Below are 17081 nucleotides of genomic sequence, written 5' to 3'. Positions count from 1 at the left end.
GGATCTCATCTATGAAAAAGCAGATTCATCAGGTCGACAGAGATTCGCAATCGACAAACTTGCAAGAGGGTGGGGGTGATCAGTCAACCATGTTATCAGCCAATACCGCGCATCTATTGTATTTAGCTAATACTCGTAAATTACGATTATTCATCTCTCTCTTGGGCTTGTCACTACTCGTCATTATGATTGCGCCTATGTTTGGATTAACCTTTATCACGCCTTGGGGTGAGCAATCGGCCATATTCTGGCAGATGCGCTTCCCGAGAATGTTAGCCGCTTGGTGCGTAGGCGCCGGACTCTCGGTATCAGGCTTAGTATTTCAGGCAATTTTACGCAATCCCTTAGCAGAACCCTTTACATTAGGGGTGGCCGCCGGTGCAAGTTTAGGCGCTGCAATCTATATCTATTTGGGGCTCAGTTTTACGCTTGGACTACTCAGCGGGATCTCTTTTGCCGCCTTTTTAGGCGCTACTTTAATCACGTTGCTGATCTATACGATGCATTTTCGCCGGCAAGCCGATCCTATGAAGTTACTATTGATGGGCGTGATTTTAACATTCTTTATCTCAAGCATTTTGATGTTACTCCAATCGCTTGGAAAATCCTCTTCGGCATTAGCGATGATGAGCTGGATGATGGGGCGGTTTTCAATGATTTCATTGACAGAGTTGTGGCAATTACTCTTGGTCACAATCGTGGGGCTTGGCATTATTAGTCTCTTTTCAGGGCAACTTAATTTATTGCAACAAGGCGATGTTGTGGCATTTACCCGCGGTGTTGATAGCAGTAAAACAATGGGTTTTCTCTTTCTTGTGGTGAGCTTGATGACAGGGATTTTTGTCGCTTTAACAGGGCCCATTGGTTTTGTGGGAATGTTAGTGCCTCACGTTGTTCGTAAATTGTTTGGTGCAGATCATCGTTGGTTAATCCCGGCATCTATTCTGCTTGGAGGCACGATCCTTATTGTCGCCGATACCATGGGTTCCTTGTTGCTACGACCTGCCGAGATTCCTGTGGGCGTTGTCACCGCGATTTTTGGCGCACCATTTTTCCTCTATATTCTACTTAAAAAGCAGCGACAAGCGCATTTTGTGAAACCTCGGTAGCGGTTTGTGGTCATTGATTGAGGTAGGAACTGTTTAAACATCATTGGACTTTATAAGCTTAAATGAGTGATTTAAGGAAAATATGATCTATATAGGCTTGTATAAATAGCGATTATTGCTATTATTACAGGCCAAGATCTTTGAAGATCTATCCAATTCGAGGTTAGGCTCGGGAAGCAGGGTGAAATTCCCTCACGGACCCGCCACTGTGAAGTTGCCATGATTTTAATCGTTGTAATCTAAGTCAGACACCACCTAGCCCTTTATTTACTCTCGAGGTTTAAGAGGCCACATCTATGAAATTCCCCCAAAAGCGCACCGCGCTTGCTCTTTTTGCTATCCTTTCATCCACTGCATTCGCACAAAATGTTGCCATTACAGAAAAAAGTGATGAGATTGTTTTTACCGCGAATAAAACACCTACACTTTTAAGCGAAGTAGGTAGCCAAACAATCGTCATTAATCAGCAAGAAATTGAAAATCGCCAATATCATTCAGCCACAGAAGCCCTAGCGGCACAGCCGGGTATTATCTTGAGCCAAACAAGTACAGTAGGCCCTAGTTCTATTTTTGTGCGAGGCGCTGCAAGTCAACACACTCTAGTCTTAGTCGATGGCGTGCCTTTAGGCGATCCAATGGGTACTGGTAGAACGGTTGATTTTTCATTGTTAGGATCGCTTTTAGATGTGAACCGTATCGAAGTTTTAAAAGGTCCACAAAGCTCTATTTATGGCAGTTCTGCAATGGGGGGTGTGATTCAAATCTTCACTAATGATTTAAATAAGCCCGGAACTAAGTTTAGAGTAATGGCAGGATCCCATGAAACTATTCAGACAAGTGCCACGACAACTGGAGCAGTTGGTGATTTACGTTATTCATTGAGTGGTTTATTTGAAAATACCCGCGGAATTGATGCGACAACAACAGTACCTAAACCAGAAAGCAAATACGATAAAGATCGTAATAAAAACCGTCAATTATCAGGTCGCTTCAATTATCTTTTAAATGAAAATTTTGATGTAGATTTAGCCTTTACTTACAATAATCGTTACTCAGAGTATGACAACTTATTCAATACAACCCCCTACAACGATTATATAAAATCAAAGCTTTTTACCGGAAGAGTTGCTTTAAATGGAAGCTTTTTTGAAGATCAATGGAATTCAACACTCTCTTATGCTTTGATGAATCTTCATCGCGATGATTATAGTGGCGCAGATGTTTACGATGCGAACTGGATGCCTGTTGGTGTTGAAGAGTCACATTATCGTTATCGAGGAAAATCTCAGACGGTGAATTTTGATAATGAGCTGACGTTCTATAAAGATTTTGCAACACGTTTTGGTCTTGCTTATCAAAAAGAGGAAGGATCGGGAAGCGACCGTATTAAGCACTCTCAAAATACGAAGAGCATTTATCTCGAACAATCACTTAATTTCGCAGATAAATTCTTTAATACCGTAGGTATTCGTTACGATAAAAACTCAGTATTTGGTAGTAAAACGACTTATCGTTTAACTTCTCGTTATAATTTCAATGATATGGTTGCGATTAAAGGTAGTTTTGGAACAGGATTCACAACCCCAAGTATCTATCAATATTATATGAATGGTGATTTGAATAAAGATTTAAAAGCGGAAACAAGTCGAGGATTTGATCTTGGTATTGAAGTGAAGCCGACTACTGATAGTTTAATCGGATTAAGCTACTTTTATACAACCTATAAAAATATGATTGATTATTATGGTTATCCCGGCGCTTATCAAGCACCTTGGGGAGAATACCGTAACTTGGATCGCGCTAAAATAAAAGGTTTTGAAGTCGTTGGATCTGTAGAGATCAATGATCAATGGGGATTATCAGGGAGCTATACTTACCTTGATGCAAAACAGAAAAAGGATGGTGGAGAATATGAAAAAATGCTTCGTCGCCCGAAACATCAGGTCACCGCAAGCGTAACGTATAAACCGATTGAATCAGTGACTTTAAATGCTTCCGGAACTTATTATGGTAAACGCCAAGATATAAATAATAAAGAGCTCTCAAGTTTTGCCGTATTTGATATCGCCGGTAGTTATAAAATCAATCGCCGATTTAGTGTTGATGCAAAGATTCAAAATCTCTTTGATAAAGATTATGAATTTGCGAAAGGTTATCGTGAAAATGGTCGCACTGCCTATGTAGGAATGAATATTGATTTGTAATGAATGACCATTCATAGTCGCAGATATTAGGAAATAAGAGGAGGCTAAGGGTCATCGTGATCGTTAGCCTTTTTTGTTATATCGAGAATGCGAAATAAGGGTAAATTCTGTTTAATGCGGTTAGAAAGACGAGTAGAATAGAGGAATCATCAATGACAAATAAGGTGATTAACGTCGTGAAAGAGAGATGGATGCAGATCGGGAAATGGTTCGCTTTGGGAATACTTCTGCTTATTGCACAATTTGCACAAGCGGAAAACTTAGTTTTACCAAAAGGGGAGAGCTTAAATTGTCAGCGGATTGTTTCAATATCGCCGGCGATTAGCGATATTTTGATGGATCTTAAGCTAGAGGATAATGTGATCGGCGCGACCCGTTATTGTAAATTGCCTGAGAAAAAAGATCGGGAGTTAGTGGGCGGTTACTTTGATCTGAATGTTGAAAAAGTCATGTCGTTGCGGCCAGATATCGTCTTCCTTGAAGGGATGCCTAATAATCCTATTTCTCAACGTCTCGATTCTTTGGGAATTAAGAATCGTGCTTTTGCGCTTGATACCTTAGATGAAATGGAGGGAGCAAAACAGGAGATTGGGCATTACTGTGAAGGGGAGATTGTGATCGATGGCTTAACGTTAAAAGAGTTTTTAGCGTACAAAGTCCCACAGAATGTAACAGATCATCCTAAGGTTTTAATTCTCTACAACTATGGCGAGAGCTCGGAGAAAATATTACCGAGATTAGCGGCAGGGCGGAGCTTTCATGGAGAGTTATTGGAAACATTAGGGATGGAGAATGTCTATTTAGGTTCGCTTAATGCACCAGAATTAACGAGAGAAGCTATTTCACTCTTAAACCCCGAATGGATCTTTATTCTCAATGGCCTGATTACCGATCCTGAGCAACCTTATAATGTGTTAGAGGTACAAAATATTCATCCTAAATGGGAATTTCTGTCAGGCGTTAAGGCTGTTCAGCAGTCACACGTCTATGAGATTCGAGGGTTTTATACACAAATTCCGTCTGTTGCAGCAATGGAGCAATTAGGAGAAACATTAAGCCAGTTAGTCTATGGCGATCAGCGAGAAAAAACGGAGTAATCAGTGATTTCTTCTGAAGCATATTGCTTAATGTCACTTGATATTCGTCATATTTTTAAGTAGACATTTTGCAAATATGCTAGACTAAGCCCCTTTATTCTTAAACAAATTCGTTGTAGGAGTCTATCATGAGTAAACAACAAACTTTATCAATTATTAAGCCAGATGCAGTTGCCAAAAATGTGGTTGGCGCAATCTATTCACGTTTTGAAGCAGCAGGTTTCAAAATTGTTGCAGCTAAAATGACGCATCTAACCCGTGAAGAAGCGGAAGGTTTCTACGCAGTACATAAAGAGCGTCCTTTCTTCAACGACTTAGTTGAATTCATGATCTCAGGTCCAGTTGTGATCTCTGTATTAGAAGGCGACAACGTGATTGCTAAACATCGTGATTTAATGGGTGCAACTAACCCTAAAGATGCATTAGCGGGTACGCTTCGTCACGATTATGCAGAATCAATTGATGCTAATGCCGTTCATGGTTCAGATGCACCTGAAACTGCAAAAGTTGAAATCGAATACTTCTTCGGTCCTAATGCAGTGGGTGCACCAAAAGTGTGTGCATAATTGCCATTATTGGTGATCTGTTCGGGTAGCGTCTATGATAAGCGTATGCGCTACTCGGCAATCCCTAGAATTACAGGATAGAAGAATAATTGATGTTAGACGTTAATATCAAAGTTGAAAATGCCAAACCCCAGACTAATCTCTATAGTTTGACGTTTGACGATTTAAAAGAATTTTGCCTCTCAATCGGCGAGAAACCTTATCGTGCCACACAAATTATGAAATGGCTCTATCATAAAGGTGTTCGTTCGATTGATGAGATGACCGATGTTTCCAAAAAAACACGGGAAAAACTTAAAGAGATTACGACCTTATCATTACCGGAAGTGGTGCTGGATCATCTCTCAGAAGATGGTACCCGTAAATGGTTGATTCGTTTAGATTCAGGTAACTCGATTGAGATGGTTTATATTCCGGAAGATGACCGCGGTACGCTCTGTGTCTCTTCACAGGTAGGCTGCGCATTAGATTGCTCTTTCTGTGCAACAGGGAAACAAGGATTTAACCGTAACTTAGCGGTAGAAGAGATCGTAGGGCAGTTGATGATTGCTAAATTGCTCTTAAATGATTTTGAAGAGATCGATAATTTTACCCCTCGTAAAGTCACTAATGTGGTCTTTATGGGAATGGGTGAGCCTCTACTCAATTATCGCAATGTGGTTTCAGCGATGAAGATTATGCTCGATGATTATGGCTTTGGTCTCTCTAAACGCCGCGTAACTTTAAGTACCTCCGGCGTTGTTCCGGCGCTTTATCGTCTTAAGGAAGATATCGATGTCGCCTTAGCGATTTCACTGCATGCACCCTACAATACGTTACGAGATGAGTTAGTGCCGATTAATCAGAAATATCCGATTAATGAGCTACTCGATGCTTGTCGTAACTATATCGATGGAACCAATAAGAAGATTACTTGGGAATATGTGCTTTTGAGAGGGGTTAATGATCGCGATGAAGATGCCCATGCGCTTGCGCGTCTGATTCGGAATATTCCGGGTAAAGTGAATTTGATTCCTTTTAATCCTTTTGATGGTGTTGATTATCAAACCTCAGATCGTAAACAGATTGATCATTTTCGCTCAATCCTGATGGGCTATGGCTTAGTTGCGGTGACTCGTAAAACGCGCGGTGATGATGTAGATGCGGCTTGTGGACAGTTAGCAGGGCGCGTCAAAGATCGTACTAAGCGGACTATTAGTCAAGAAGGCGTGGGTCAAGAAGTAGATCAAACAAAATTGACTCAAGAAACATTGATGACTGAACTTGCGTAGTCGAGACTATTTTTATGAACTTCTCATAGGGTTCTGATAGGTTTTTCAGGAATATTGCTGTACGATAAAAGCCTTGAATGAGTCTTATATCGCGAGCATCATATGAAGCAAGAAACATTGACAGTTTACTATTACCAACCTTTCTTACAGGGAGAGGTTGGTTTTTTGTTGGGGGAAAATGGGCTTAAAGCCCTCGATATCGAAGGACTCTATCCGCACATTCGGGAAAATGATCCCAATATTGCACCGTTATGGTCACAAAATCATCTGAAGCAGACAATGTTAAAACAATCATTGCGACAAAAGCTAGGATTACCGGATAATAGCCCAGAGCTGATTACGAAAATCTGCTGGCAGAAACAGTATGCCCCTTTACCGATAGGAGATCAGTTTAATTCGGTATTAGGCGGATATTTACAGACGGCAATTACAGAGTTATTGTGCTATTTTCAGGGTGAAGAGATGCAATTTACCATTCCCCTAGATTTGAGTAGCGGTACCCCATTTCAACAACGAGTTTGGCAAGCTTTACAACAGATTCCTTATGGCCAGACTATTAGCTATAAAACCTTAGCGATGATGATTGATAATCCTAAAGCAGTGCGTGCAGTGGGTGGGGCTAATGGTCAAAATCCATTGCCGATTATCATTCCTTGTCATCGGGTGATTCAGGCAGATGGAAATTTGGGCGGTTATAGTGGTGGCGTTGCCATTAAACGGGAATTGTTGGCGCTAGAAGGTGTTGTAGATACGCGTTTTTAAAAGCAATTTTGAAAATGGGTATCCTTGAGAAATGAGTCTCAAATAACACTCTTTATCCCAAAAAGAGACCAATCAATAAGAGCGCCATAATAATTTGTCCTGCTCCAAGAAGTAGTGCATAGAGTGCAAGTTTCCCCCCTTGCTGTTTTAGAAGCATAAAGTTAAGCCGTAGACCAATAGCAGCAAGCGCAATGACTTCAAAACCATGACTGAAACTAAGGAGCAGTGCAACAATAGCGTCAGACACTAATGAGAGAGAATTGAGAGCGCAGGCAATGATAAAGCCAAATAGATACCAAGGAATCAGTTTAAAGAGCTGAGAGAAAGAACGTGGTGCGTGACGATGATCGGCGTTATTTCCTTTGTTTAATTCCTGTGATTCCTGCGATTGAGGGGCTTGAGAGCCATTTTGTGCTAGACGATGAAAGAGCAACACGATAATAATCAGAGAAGCAATTCGCATAATTTTAAAGAGCGTTGCATCCCGCATTACTTCACTACCGAGCATACTACTACTAGCGATCACCTGACCCACAGATTGTAAAATCCCGCCGATAAAAGCGCCTTGAAGTAACTTGCTATCATAGGTATAGATAGCAATCACAGGTAGGAGGAACATCATGACGGTGCCCATTAAATTGACGATCGTGATAATGAGACCCCGCTCAGCCTCTTTAGCGCGAATAACCGGTGCAACAGCGGCAATCGCTGATGAACCACAGACCGCATTTCCGGCAGCCATTAAGAGCGCATAATTTTTACTAAAGCGTAATAACTTGCCGATGAGAAGGGCCAAAATGATGGTGCTACTAATTTGCAGAATAATATAGAGCGTACCGGCAAAGCCTAAGTGTGCCAGTGTTTCAAAGGTGACAGAGAATCCCAATAAGACAATGGCATACTCTAATAAGCGGCCCTCTGAAAATTTGGTCCCTTGAGATAAAATCGGTTGTTTAAAATAGAGATTACCAGCCAGAATGCCAATGCCAATGGCGATGGGACCTGCGCCAATATTCGGAATCCACATCGCAAGCAACATCGCAATGAGAGCAGTGATACAGCTAACCGCTAATCCCGGAAGAATGCCAGGAATTTCTTGGGGTTTAGGGATGAATGAAGGGTATTTAAGTAAGGACATAATCGGTCAGGAGAATTTCAGGAGAGTGGGTTAATATAGTATTTATAGTAAGATCGGTTTAAAATAAGCTGATTGAAATGCCGGCGCATCAGTTGTACAAGTAAGGAAGCTGTTCTATCCGGCATCTTGCAAGTGTTGTTTAGTACGGTTTTATGTTTTCTTAAACCAAATTTACTATATAATACGATTTTAAGATTAGATACATGATTGTATAACTGACCTTTATGCTACGCTTTTTTGATAAGAAGTAAAAGTTTCAGTAAAGCCCGATTAAAAAAGCGTTTCTCATACGTATGAGAAACGCTTGATGTTATCTATATGAAAGTATTATGAAAGAGGTGAATTATCCAATTATTCCTACACTTCTAATACAATTTTACCAATATGTTCACTCGATTCCATCAATGCATGGGCTTTATCCGCCTCAGCTAAGGGGAATGTTTGATAGATGACAGGTTTAAAGTGACCCGCTTCTAAGATCGGTAACAGATCTCGGGTAATATCTTCAGTGAGGCTTCGTTTAAAGGCATATTCCCGAGCACGCAGTGTACTACCGGTGACGGTGAGGCGTTTTTGCATAATCTTCATCAAATTCGCAGTGACCTTCGCGCCGCCCATTGAGTTGATATAGACTAACCGACCATCGGGGTTGAGCAGATCGATATTTTTCTCATAATAATCGCCACCGATCATATCAAGAATCACATCCATTCCGATTGCCTTGAGAACTTCTAAGAAATCTTCCTCTTTATAATTGACAGCAATCGTTGCGCCGAGGGCTTTAACAGCCTCCTGTTTCTCTTGGCTACCGACCGTTGTATAGACTTCAGCTCCGATGATTTTCGCTAATTGAATGGCCGTAATACCGATGCCGCTACTGCCGCCATGTACCAGGAATTTTTCCCCTTTTTTAAGCCCGCCTCGTTGGAAGACATTGCTCCATACGGTATAGAGGGTTTCGGGTAGACTCGCCGCTTCGATGAAGCTTAAATTTTTGGGTTTAGGAAGCGCAAGATATTGATCAACTCGAACATATTCTGCATAGCCACCTCCGCCGATTAGGGTAAAGACCTCATCACCTACTTTCCAACGGGTCACCTCACTGCCGACTTCCTCAACAACGCCCGCTACTTCTAATCCTAAAATATCTTGAGGTTCCCCTTCAGGAGCCGGGTAGTAGCCTTTACGCTGAATGACATCAGGACGATTAACGCCGGCCGCTTTGACTTTGATGAGAATATCATTCGGGCGTAACTCAGGACGAGGTTTCTCGCCTAGTTTCAATACGGAAGGATCCCCAAATTCTGTTAAGATTACTGCTTTCATCTTCTCTCCTTATTGTGCGTGATTGATTGAATGCTATTTATCAATAGGATTGATTGAGATCGATATTTATTGCTAATATTATTCAATATATTTATCTTTAATTTATCTCTAGAATTGATTAGAGCATAAACAGGAGGGAACTTTCAAGCACCCCTCTATCTAAGGTTCTCATCGCTGCTTCTTAATGGTCATCATTATATTATAACTATCTAGATTGGGTCCTTTAAGGAACCTATCCCATCAGAAGTTGCTGCAATTTCACTAACGGATGAAGGATAGTCACTTGATCAAAGCGTTTCACTTGTGTGCGGCAAGAAGAACCTGTGGCAAGAAGTGTTCTTTTTTCCCCTTGAGTATTCTCTTTCTGACTGTCTGCCACTATAGGTGCCCAAGATTGTTGATAGATTTTTTCTGAAAGTGGAAGATTCTCTTTGATATGACCAAAGCCCCCACTCATTCCACAGCAGCCACTTTTGACCAGTTCTAGCGATATCCCAAAATGAGCAAAGAGTTGTTGCCAAGCTTTAGGTGCGTGAGTTGCATTGGTCTTCTCAGTACAGTGACTTAGGAGCTGTAATTGCTCTTGAAGTTCGATTTGCGGAAGAGGGTTAGAGGTTGCTTTCTGTACAAGATAACGATTGAGCCACTCTTGAATCAATGCTACATGCACCGTTTTTAAACCAATGGCAGGATACTCTTCGCGGTAGGTAAGGGTAATCGGTGGTTCGATGCCCACTAAAGCAATTCCATAGCTGGCAATTTTTTCAAGTAGCGTATGTTGTGCCGTTGCTTCGGCTTCAAATTGTTTGAGCGCACCATAAACGTGAGCCACTTTGCCGGAAGGTTGGTACGGCGCAATAAAGACCTCAATGCCGAGATAACTCAATAATTGGATAATACCATTGAACGTAGTGGCATCGTAAAACATAAAGAAAGAATCGGGTACGATGATAACGGCATTCTCTTTCTGTTCAACCTCTGCTAATAAATGGATATTGTCTGTGGATAACTCTGTGTATAGCTTGTGGGCAGATTTATACGCAGCTCTCTCTAGCTTTGGTAAATCCACTAATCCTGCTTTAGCAAAGAGTTTTTGTCCCCATTTGCTATCGGCTATAAAGTTATAGATAGGTCGAACTTTATTGCTCGTAACGGCCATTTTTTCACTACTAATCAGCAGTTTTTCATATAGTGGTCGAGGATGTTTTTGATAATATTGCGCTAAAAACTGCGATTTCGCTGCCGGAATATTCACCTTAATAGGACATTCTCCGGCGCAGGATTTACAGCTCAAACAGAGTGAGAGCGATTGATAAACTTCAGCTTCAAATGGGCGATTCTCAATATTGTGTGACTGTTGTCGTAACCACTCTTTAATCAATTCCGCTCGGCCTTTAGGGGAGTAGATGCGCTCACGAGTGGCTTTATAACTAGGGCACATCGCTGCATCAAGATCATAATTGAAACAAGCGCCATTGCCATTACAGTAGAGCGTTGTTTGATAAGCCGCTTCTGCCCAATATTGACTATGAATTTGTTGGTTGAAATCGGCGCGTAGAGGGACTTCATCAATTTTTAAAAGTGCTTCTTGATGAGGTGAGGCAATTTTGCCGGGATTCAGCTGATTATGCGGATCAAAAGTGGCTTTCACTTGTTGAATTAGTGGATAGAGATCACTAAAAAAAGATTGTGCATATTCTGAACGAACCCCTTTTCCGTGCTCACCCCAAAGCGCACCGCCATACTGCACACAAAGTGCAAAGACTTGATCGGAAATAGTCCGAATCAGAGGGCGATCTTCCGCTAATTTTAGATCAAGCGCCGGACGCACGTGAATCACACCAGCATCGGCGTGACCAAACATTCCATAGCGAACATTCGCTTTATCGAGAATTGCGCGAAACTCGGTAATAAAAGGGGCAAGATTTTCAGGCGGAACAGCGGTATCTTCCACAAAAGGAATCGGCCGGCGATTGCCTTGAACTGCGCCTAGCAGCCCAACGGCTCGTTTACGTAGTCCATAGATCTCATTGACCGCTTTTTTCCCCTGTAATGGTCGAATAGAGAGGCGATGCGGGTTTTCCGTTTGAGCCATATAGGCCATAAAGGCATCCACTTTTGCAGTTAAGGCATCCTGATCATCGGCATTAAATTCCACTAGTTGAATCGCTTTGAGTTTCCCATAATCAATTCCGGTAAAATATTGCTCTGTGGTGGCCCAGATAAAATCATTTTTAGCAATCTCCATCACGATATTATCGATCACCTCAATGGAAGTGGGCTTTGGAATCGCTTGCATCAGATAGGGCGCATCTTCTAACGCTTTGATAAAGTCATCATAACTAATAAGTACTAGCGCTGTCTCTTTAGGAATCGGGAGCACATTGAGTGTTGCCTCAGTAATCACTGCGAGCGTCCCCTCTGAACCACAGAGAATATGATTCAACTTACTGCAATGGTTACTGCTACTATTACAATTGCCATAATGATGATCATCGCTATGATCTTGTGTAAAATGATCAAGATCATAACCGGTAATAAAGCGGTTTAAAGGAGGGAAGTGAGCTTTAATTTCTGCCCGCTTAGGCATTAAAAGCGCTGATAGTGTCGCTTGTAGTGCTTCACTTTTAGGCGAGGATTGATGTGGACCAGTTGTAATTAACTCACCGCCGATACTATAAGCGTGTAATCCTCTGACGTGTTGACTTGTCTTTCCATACTCACAGCTTCCTTGACCGGAAGCATCTGTATTGATCATTCCGCCGATAGTGGCTCGATTGGAGGTAGAGAGTTCAGGCGCAAAAAAATAGCCCAATGGTCTTAAAAACGCATTAAGCTGATCTTTTACAACCCCGGTTTGTACTGTTACGAGGCGCTTCTCTTCATCAAAATGGAGGATCTGATTGAGATGGCGAGAGAGATCTAGAATAATTCCACGATTGAGTGATTGCCCATTCGTACCGGTGCCCCCGCCTCGAGTTGTGAGCGAGAGTGCTTGAAATTGTGGTTCATTAAGAAGCTTGAGAACAATGGCAACATCTTCATTATTACGAGGGAAGAGGAGCAAATCCGGCATTATTTGATAGATTGAGTTATCGGTTGCCGAGACTAGACGTTGACCATATTGCGATTCAATATCGCCGGTAAATTCAGTTGCTTTTAGCGCGGTCACAAATGCTTCTATATCAGCCTGCATATTTGCCGACCGTTGATCTCTAATGGCTTGTGTCATAGTCTCTCTTTTCTGCTCAAGTAACACGATAGGGTTGTTATTATTGGAGAATGGGATTTTGCATCATTCACAGCTAGTTTTACGACTAGCGATCATTCCCCTTATCAAGCATTATAAGAGTGATCGAAATCATTTCAATGAAAATTATGGCAACAAAAAAGGAATGAGAGCTCATATCATTCCTTTTATTGCGCTTTTAAGCAGAGCCTATTCTAAAATTATGTACTGAACGAGGGTTGCAACGATCGTAACGACAACTACGCCTTACCCGTTGCCCGCTTAGGTTGATCGAGATAATCTTGTGATTGCATCTCAATGAGTCGGCTAATTGTACGGTCAAATTCAAAATCGAGCGCTTTTTCCCCTTTTGGCTCATAGAGTTTTTCCATAGGAACATCTGAACCGATGACGACTTTAACGCCTTGGTCATAAAATTCATCGATCATAATCACAAACCGCCGGGCTTCATTCTCTAAGAAGCGGGTCAATTGTGGTAAACCACTAAAGAAGACTGTTTCAAAAATAGAGGCTAAATAGATGAAGTCTTGTGAAGAGCGGGCTTTTTTACAAGCCTCTTCAAAGGTAAACCAAGCGCTATCATTGCCCATTTCGATCATCGTAAAAGGATGACCATTGACATCGAGTGTAATAGGCTCACTTGTGGTACCGACAATCTCTTCAAACTGTTTTCTAAAATGGGTCTCTTGTGCTTCAGTGTCGCCTACAAACCAGACATCGGCACTCTCGATATGACGCATACGATAATCTTGCTCGGTATCGAGAACAATTACTTCAAGGCGGTTCTTGATAATCTCAATGGCTGGTAAAAATTGTTGTCTTTGTAGGCCATTTTTATAGAGCTCATCAGGCGCTCTATTCGATGTGGTAATAAAGAAGATTCCCTCAGCGAGCAGCGCATCTAGCAGTCGATAGAGAATCATCGCATCCGTAATATCGATCACGTGAAATTCATCTACACAGAGTACTTTACACTCTTTGGCAAACTCTTTGGCCACTAATTTCAATGGATCTTCAGCCCCTTGATGTTCTCGCATTTTTTTATGCACGTCTTGCATAAAATGGTAATAATGTTCCCGAATTTTGGGTACATCAATATTGTTGTAGAAGAGATCCATTAGAAAGGTTTTTCCGCGCCCAACACGCCCGTAGATATAGAGCCCTCGGGGATCGGTATATTCCATTTCTGGCTCGCCAAAAGGCTTAAAGAGCTTTTGCATAAAGGAGCGTTTCTCTTCTTTAGCCACAGGTTTGTCCTGCGCAATTTTGGTTTTTAAACGGTCATAGGCTTCCGCTACTGAAACCTGCACAGGATCGACATTAAATCCTTTCTCTTCAATGAGTTTAAAGTATGCATCTTTGATAGTTGTCATTATTATTTATCCTCTTGGTGTTTTATTGACTATAGCGGAATCTATTCATTGTTATCAGAATATTATTCGCTTTTTATCGTTGTTTTTTGGCGCCGAGCCCGAAAGAAGTCTTGCAGTAAGATGCGACATTCGGTCTCTAAAATTCGGGGAATAATCTCTATTTTGTGATTAAAAGCTTGGTAATCATTCACATTAAGATGGGTTCCTAGTGCGCCATTACGGGAATCGCCGGCACCGTAGACGACCGTTGTGATACGACTATGGAGAAAGCTTCCGGCGCACATTGTGCAAGGCTCAAGCGTCACATAGAGTGTCGTATTGGGAAGACGATAATTCTGCATTACTTGGCAGGCTTCTCGGATGGCCACAATCTCAGCGTGAGCTGTTGGATCGTGATCGATGATTGAGCGATTGTGACCGCGGGCGATAATCTCGCCATTTAGTACAATCACTGCGCCAATAGGAACTTCCCCTAAGCTTTCTGCCTTTTTTGCTTCCGCAAATGCTTCACGCATAAAGTACTCGTGCTTCGCTAATTCTTCAGGAGTGTATTCGGGAGAAGCATTTAGAGTCATAGAAATCCTTTAAGTTTGCATCAATGCTTAAGAAGAGAAAACGAATCGGCAGAAAATGAATGAAGAGCATTATTATACTGAATATTAAAATAATATAAATTAACTTCCGATTTTCAATCATTATTTTATATCAAAATGGCTAGATAATGAAAGACGCTCGATATCAACCTTGGGTAGATGAACTATTTCATCATCAAGGGATTATCGAGCGTTAATTAATTTTATAATTTTTATGCAAGGTTATTTAGGTAAAGAAAACCCATTGTGCATAGAAGTAATTGACCGTATTGAGCCCCAGAAAGAGCAGGAATACAATCACTGCCGGGCGAAAGTCGATCATCCCCGCTTGTAATTTTACCGGAAAGCGGCGATTAATGGGGTCTGTTAATTGATTGAGTAGGCTCAAAAAGACATTCTGCCGAGGAGATGAACCAATCCAACTGCTGATTGCTTGAATAATATAAGCAAAGAGATAGATATAGATAATATTACGGATCACTTCTAGCAGAATCACCCCCACTAATACGAGCGGTGAAATCGGTAATACAGCACCGATGAGTATTAGAAGCAGATATTTCACAATCGTTAGAATCGCTACAGCAACTAAGCAAGACCAATCGGCACTACCGACAATGGGCGTAATTCGGCGAATCGGGAGAATGACGGGATTGGTGAGTTTCACAATAGATTGCACAATCGGATGATAAAAGTTCGCTTTCGCTAACTGCAACAGGAAGCGTAACAGGATAAAGATCATCGCAAAGCTATAAGCGATCTCAATAAAAAACTCAAAGATATTTTGTAGCATCGTTGTCCTATGAACCTCGTAGTTAAAAGAGAGGGAGCATCTCTGCTAGAGAAATGCACTGATTACTCACAATTATAAGGTATTCTCATTAAAAGCCTGAAAACTTTTCTGATTTTAGACGATTGTCTAATGATTTTATCTCGATATTGAAGCATACCACTGCCGGCGCGGGATTGTGGCAAGAGCGGGATCATTCGCCCCGGCGGTGAGATTAATCTTTTGAGTTATTTCTAGTGAAGGCTAATTCGTGGCGGGAGGGAATGCTTGCAATTCCAGAGAAATCTTGCGCCCGCAAGTGAGAAGCATAGAGCTTCTCAACCGGATCAATTTTTTTCATCTGCAATTAAATGTGTTGTGAACCTTTCGGCATTGACGAGTGCCCAAACTGCCGGCGCGGGATTGTGGTAAGAACGGGATCATTCGCCCCGGCGGTGAGATTAATCTTTAGAGTTATTTCCAATGAAGGTTAATTCGTGGCGGGAGGGAATATCTGCAATTCCAGAGAAATCCTGCGCTCGCAAGTGAGAAGCACAGAGCTTCTCAACCGGATCAATTTTTTTCATCTGCAATTAAATGTGTTGTGAACCTTTCGGCATTGACGAGTGCCCAAACTGCCGGCGCGGGATTGTGGCAAGAGCGGGATCATTCGCCCCGGCGGTGAATCAGCTTTAGAATGGTTTAGAACTTAGACAATCGTATCACCAATCTCTTTTGAGAGTACTTGATCTCGATCGTAAGCGGCTTGCATTGCACGTTGTAAAACCTCATCGAGATGATCTCTCTCAAGGCTAAAGACGGCTTGTTCTGTGGTGCCTTTAGGGGACATAACATTTTTCTTGAGTGTATCAAGAGGGATACCTGCTTCTTGACTATATCGAGCAGCGCCGAGCATTGCTTGTTGGGTTAAGATCAAACTACTTTCAGGATCTAATCCCATTGATTCGCCCACTTTTGCCATAATATCCATAATGTAGAAGAAGTAAGCAGGACTTGAGCCCGACACCGCTACAACCGCCGAAATCAATGCTTCAGATTGAAGCCAAGTAATGACGCCACAGCTCTCAAAGAGCGTTGAAACAATGGCTTTTTGTGTATCATTCGTTGCTCTATTCCCATAAAGCCCCGTTGCACCTAAGCCAATGGAAGATGGCGTATTGGGCATTGCGCGGACGATCGCAATTTGATTGTCTGCTTGCCCTAAACCCCGCGCAATCGCTTCAATCGGGATGCCAGCGGCGATAGAGAGAATCAGTTGATGGGGCTTAATAAGCGGTTTAAGTTCCGCCAATAACGCCGGAAAACCTTGTGGTTTGATTGCTAAGACAATCACATCTACTGTTTCGATAAATTCTCGATAATCGTGAGTCGCCTGAACGCCGAGTGTTTCCATAAAGAAATGACGTTTATTCTCATTACGATCACATACATAGAGCTCATAAGGGGAACCCTTGGCGGTAAGACCTGAGAGAATTGCTTGGGACATATTCCCGCCGCCGATAAAACCAATTTTATAACGCATAGAAAATCCTTATCTGTTTTGGGTATCTATTTTAAATTCTATTTTTTGTATCTCTATTCTTTCTATCTAGATATCTTTCTATA

Annotated in this window: 13 protein-coding genes and 1 riboswitch; of the genes, 6 read left to right on the top strand and 7 right to left on the bottom strand. The window is 41.8% G+C overall.

Annotation, left to right across the window (positions count from 1 at the left end):
* Positions 1-11 precede the first annotated feature (11 nt).
* The 6 genes from DC083_RS01605 (at position 12) to DC083_RS10285 (ending at position 7009) form a co-directional block, all read left to right on the top strand.
* Complete coding sequence (locus tag DC083_RS01605; RefSeq protein WP_229822114.1) at positions 12-1109, top strand: FecCD family ABC transporter permease; 1098 nt, start codon at positions 12-14, stop codon at positions 1107-1109.
* Between the two features lie 147 nt (positions 1110-1256).
* Positions 1257-1383, top strand: a riboswitch (cobalamin riboswitch).
* Positions 1384-1405: 22 nt separating this feature from the next.
* Complete coding sequence (locus tag DC083_RS01600) at positions 1406-3313, top strand: TonB-dependent receptor plug domain-containing protein (RefSeq protein ID WP_109188520.1); 1908 nt, start codon at positions 1406-1408, stop codon at positions 3311-3313.
* 152 nt (positions 3314-3465) lie between these two features.
* Positions 3466-4410 (top strand): ABC transporter substrate-binding protein, encoded by a 945-nt coding sequence (locus tag DC083_RS01595; protein ID WP_109188519.1) that lies wholly within the window; start codon positions 3466-3468, stop codon positions 4408-4410.
* Positions 4411-4538: 128 nt separating this feature from the next.
* Positions 4539-4976 (top strand): nucleoside-diphosphate kinase, encoded by a 438-nt coding sequence (gene ndk / locus DC083_RS01590; RefSeq protein WP_109188518.1) that lies wholly within the window; start codon positions 4539-4541, stop codon positions 4974-4976.
* Between the two features lie 92 nt (positions 4977-5068).
* Positions 5069-6247 (top strand): dual-specificity RNA methyltransferase RlmN, encoded by a 1179-nt coding sequence (gene rlmN / locus DC083_RS01585; RefSeq protein ID WP_109188517.1) that lies wholly within the window; start codon positions 5069-5071, stop codon positions 6245-6247.
* Between the two features lie 102 nt (positions 6248-6349).
* The gene (locus tag DC083_RS10285) at positions 6350-7009 is read left to right on the top strand and encodes a methylated-DNA--[protein]-cysteine S-methyltransferase (RefSeq protein WP_275667216.1); all 660 of its coding nucleotides are present in this window, start codon (positions 6350-6352) and stop codon (positions 7007-7009) included.
* Between the two features lie 52 nt (positions 7010-7061).
* Here the strand turns inward: DC083_RS10285 and DC083_RS01575 are convergent, their stop codons facing one another.
* The 7 genes from DC083_RS01575 to proC all read right to left on the bottom strand — a co-directional run bounded on the left by DC083_RS01575 (position 7062) and on the right by proC (position 16998).
* Complete coding sequence (locus tag DC083_RS01575; protein WP_109188516.1) at positions 7062-8147, bottom strand: YeiH family protein; 1086 nt, start codon at positions 8145-8147, stop codon at positions 7062-7064.
* Between the two features lie 357 nt (positions 8148-8504).
* A complete protein-coding gene (locus tag DC083_RS01570; RefSeq protein WP_109188515.1) occupies positions 8505-9473 on the bottom strand; it encodes an NAD(P)H-quinone oxidoreductase in 969 nt (322 codons plus the stop codon).
* A 232-nt stretch (positions 9474-9705) separates the two neighbouring features.
* Positions 9706-12705, bottom strand: coding sequence for an FAD-binding and (Fe-S)-binding domain-containing protein (locus DC083_RS01565; RefSeq protein WP_229822112.1), 3000 nt, complete (start codon positions 12703-12705; stop codon positions 9706-9708).
* A gap of 257 nt (positions 12706-12962) precedes the next feature.
* Positions 12963-14096 carry a cell division protein ZapE gene (gene zapE, locus DC083_RS01560; RefSeq protein ID WP_109188514.1) on the bottom strand — a complete coding sequence of 378 codons (1134 nt, stop codon included), beginning with the start codon at positions 14094-14096 and terminating at the stop codon, positions 12963-12965.
* A 62-nt stretch (positions 14097-14158) separates the two neighbouring features.
* Positions 14159-14671: a tRNA adenosine(34) deaminase TadA gene (tadA, locus tag DC083_RS01555; protein WP_109188513.1), complete on the bottom strand. Its 513-nt coding sequence runs from the start codon at positions 14669-14671 to the stop codon at positions 14159-14161.
* A 244-nt stretch (positions 14672-14915) separates the two neighbouring features.
* Positions 14916-15479, bottom strand: a complete 564-nt coding sequence (locus DC083_RS01550) for a YggT family protein (RefSeq protein ID WP_109188512.1) — start codon at positions 15477-15479, stop codon at positions 14916-14918.
* Positions 15480-16164: 685 nt separating this feature from the next.
* The gene (gene proC, locus DC083_RS01545) at positions 16165-16998 is read right to left on the bottom strand and encodes a pyrroline-5-carboxylate reductase (RefSeq protein ID WP_109188511.1); all 834 of its coding nucleotides are present in this window, start codon (positions 16996-16998) and stop codon (positions 16165-16167) included.
* Between the last annotated feature and the right edge of the window lie 83 nt (positions 16999-17081).

The organism is Ignatzschineria ureiclastica, assembly GCF_003121845.1.
In the GTDB taxonomy this organism is placed as follows: Bacteria; Pseudomonadota; Gammaproteobacteria; order Cardiobacteriales; family Wohlfahrtiimonadaceae; genus Ignatzschineria; species Ignatzschineria ureiclastica.
This window is presented reverse-complemented; position numbering and strand designations above follow the sequence as displayed.

What these genes read in the sequence shown, in the direction of transcription:
- DC083_RS01605 (WP_229822114.1), top strand. Translation starts at nt 12, where the DNA reads ATGAAAAAGCAGATTCATCAGGTCGACAGAGATTCGCAATCGACAAAC.
- DC083_RS01600 (WP_109188520.1), top strand. Translation starts at nt 1,406, where the DNA reads ATGAAATTCCCCCAAAAGCGCACCGCGCTTGCTCTTTTTGCTATCCTT.
- DC083_RS01595 (WP_109188519.1), top strand. Translation starts at nt 3,466, where the DNA reads ATGACAAATAAGGTGATTAACGTCGTGAAAGAGAGATGGATGCAGATC.
- ndk (WP_109188518.1), top strand. Translation starts at nt 4,539, where the DNA reads ATGAGTAAACAACAAACTTTATCAATTATTAAGCCAGATGCAGTTGCC.
- rlmN (WP_109188517.1), top strand. Translation starts at nt 5,069, where the DNA reads ATGTTAGACGTTAATATCAAAGTTGAAAATGCCAAACCCCAGACTAAT.
- DC083_RS10285 (WP_275667216.1), top strand. Translation starts at nt 6,350, where the DNA reads ATGAAGCAAGAAACATTGACAGTTTACTATTACCAACCTTTCTTACAG.
- DC083_RS01575 (WP_109188516.1), bottom strand. Translation starts at nt 8,147, where the DNA reads ATGTCCTTACTTAAATACCCTTCATTCATCCCTAAACCCCAAGAAATT.
- DC083_RS01570 (WP_109188515.1), bottom strand. Translation starts at nt 9,473, where the DNA reads ATGAAAGCAGTAATCTTAACAGAATTTGGGGATCCTTCCGTATTGAAA.
- DC083_RS01565 (WP_229822112.1), bottom strand. Translation starts at nt 12,705, where the DNA reads ATGACACAAGCCATTAGAGATCAACGGTCGGCAAATATGCAGGCTGAT.
- zapE (WP_109188514.1), bottom strand. Translation starts at nt 14,096, where the DNA reads ATGACAACTATCAAAGATGCATACTTTAAACTCATTGAAGAGAAAGGA.
- tadA (WP_109188513.1), bottom strand. Translation starts at nt 14,671, where the DNA reads ATGACTCTAAATGCTTCTCCCGAATACACTCCTGAAGAATTAGCGAAG.
- DC083_RS01550 (WP_109188512.1), bottom strand. Translation starts at nt 15,479, where the DNA reads ATGCTACAAAATATCTTTGAGTTTTTTATTGAGATCGCTTATAGCTTT.
- proC (WP_109188511.1), bottom strand. Translation starts at nt 16,998, where the DNA reads ATGCGTTATAAAATTGGTTTTATCGGCGGCGGGAATATGTCCCAAGCA.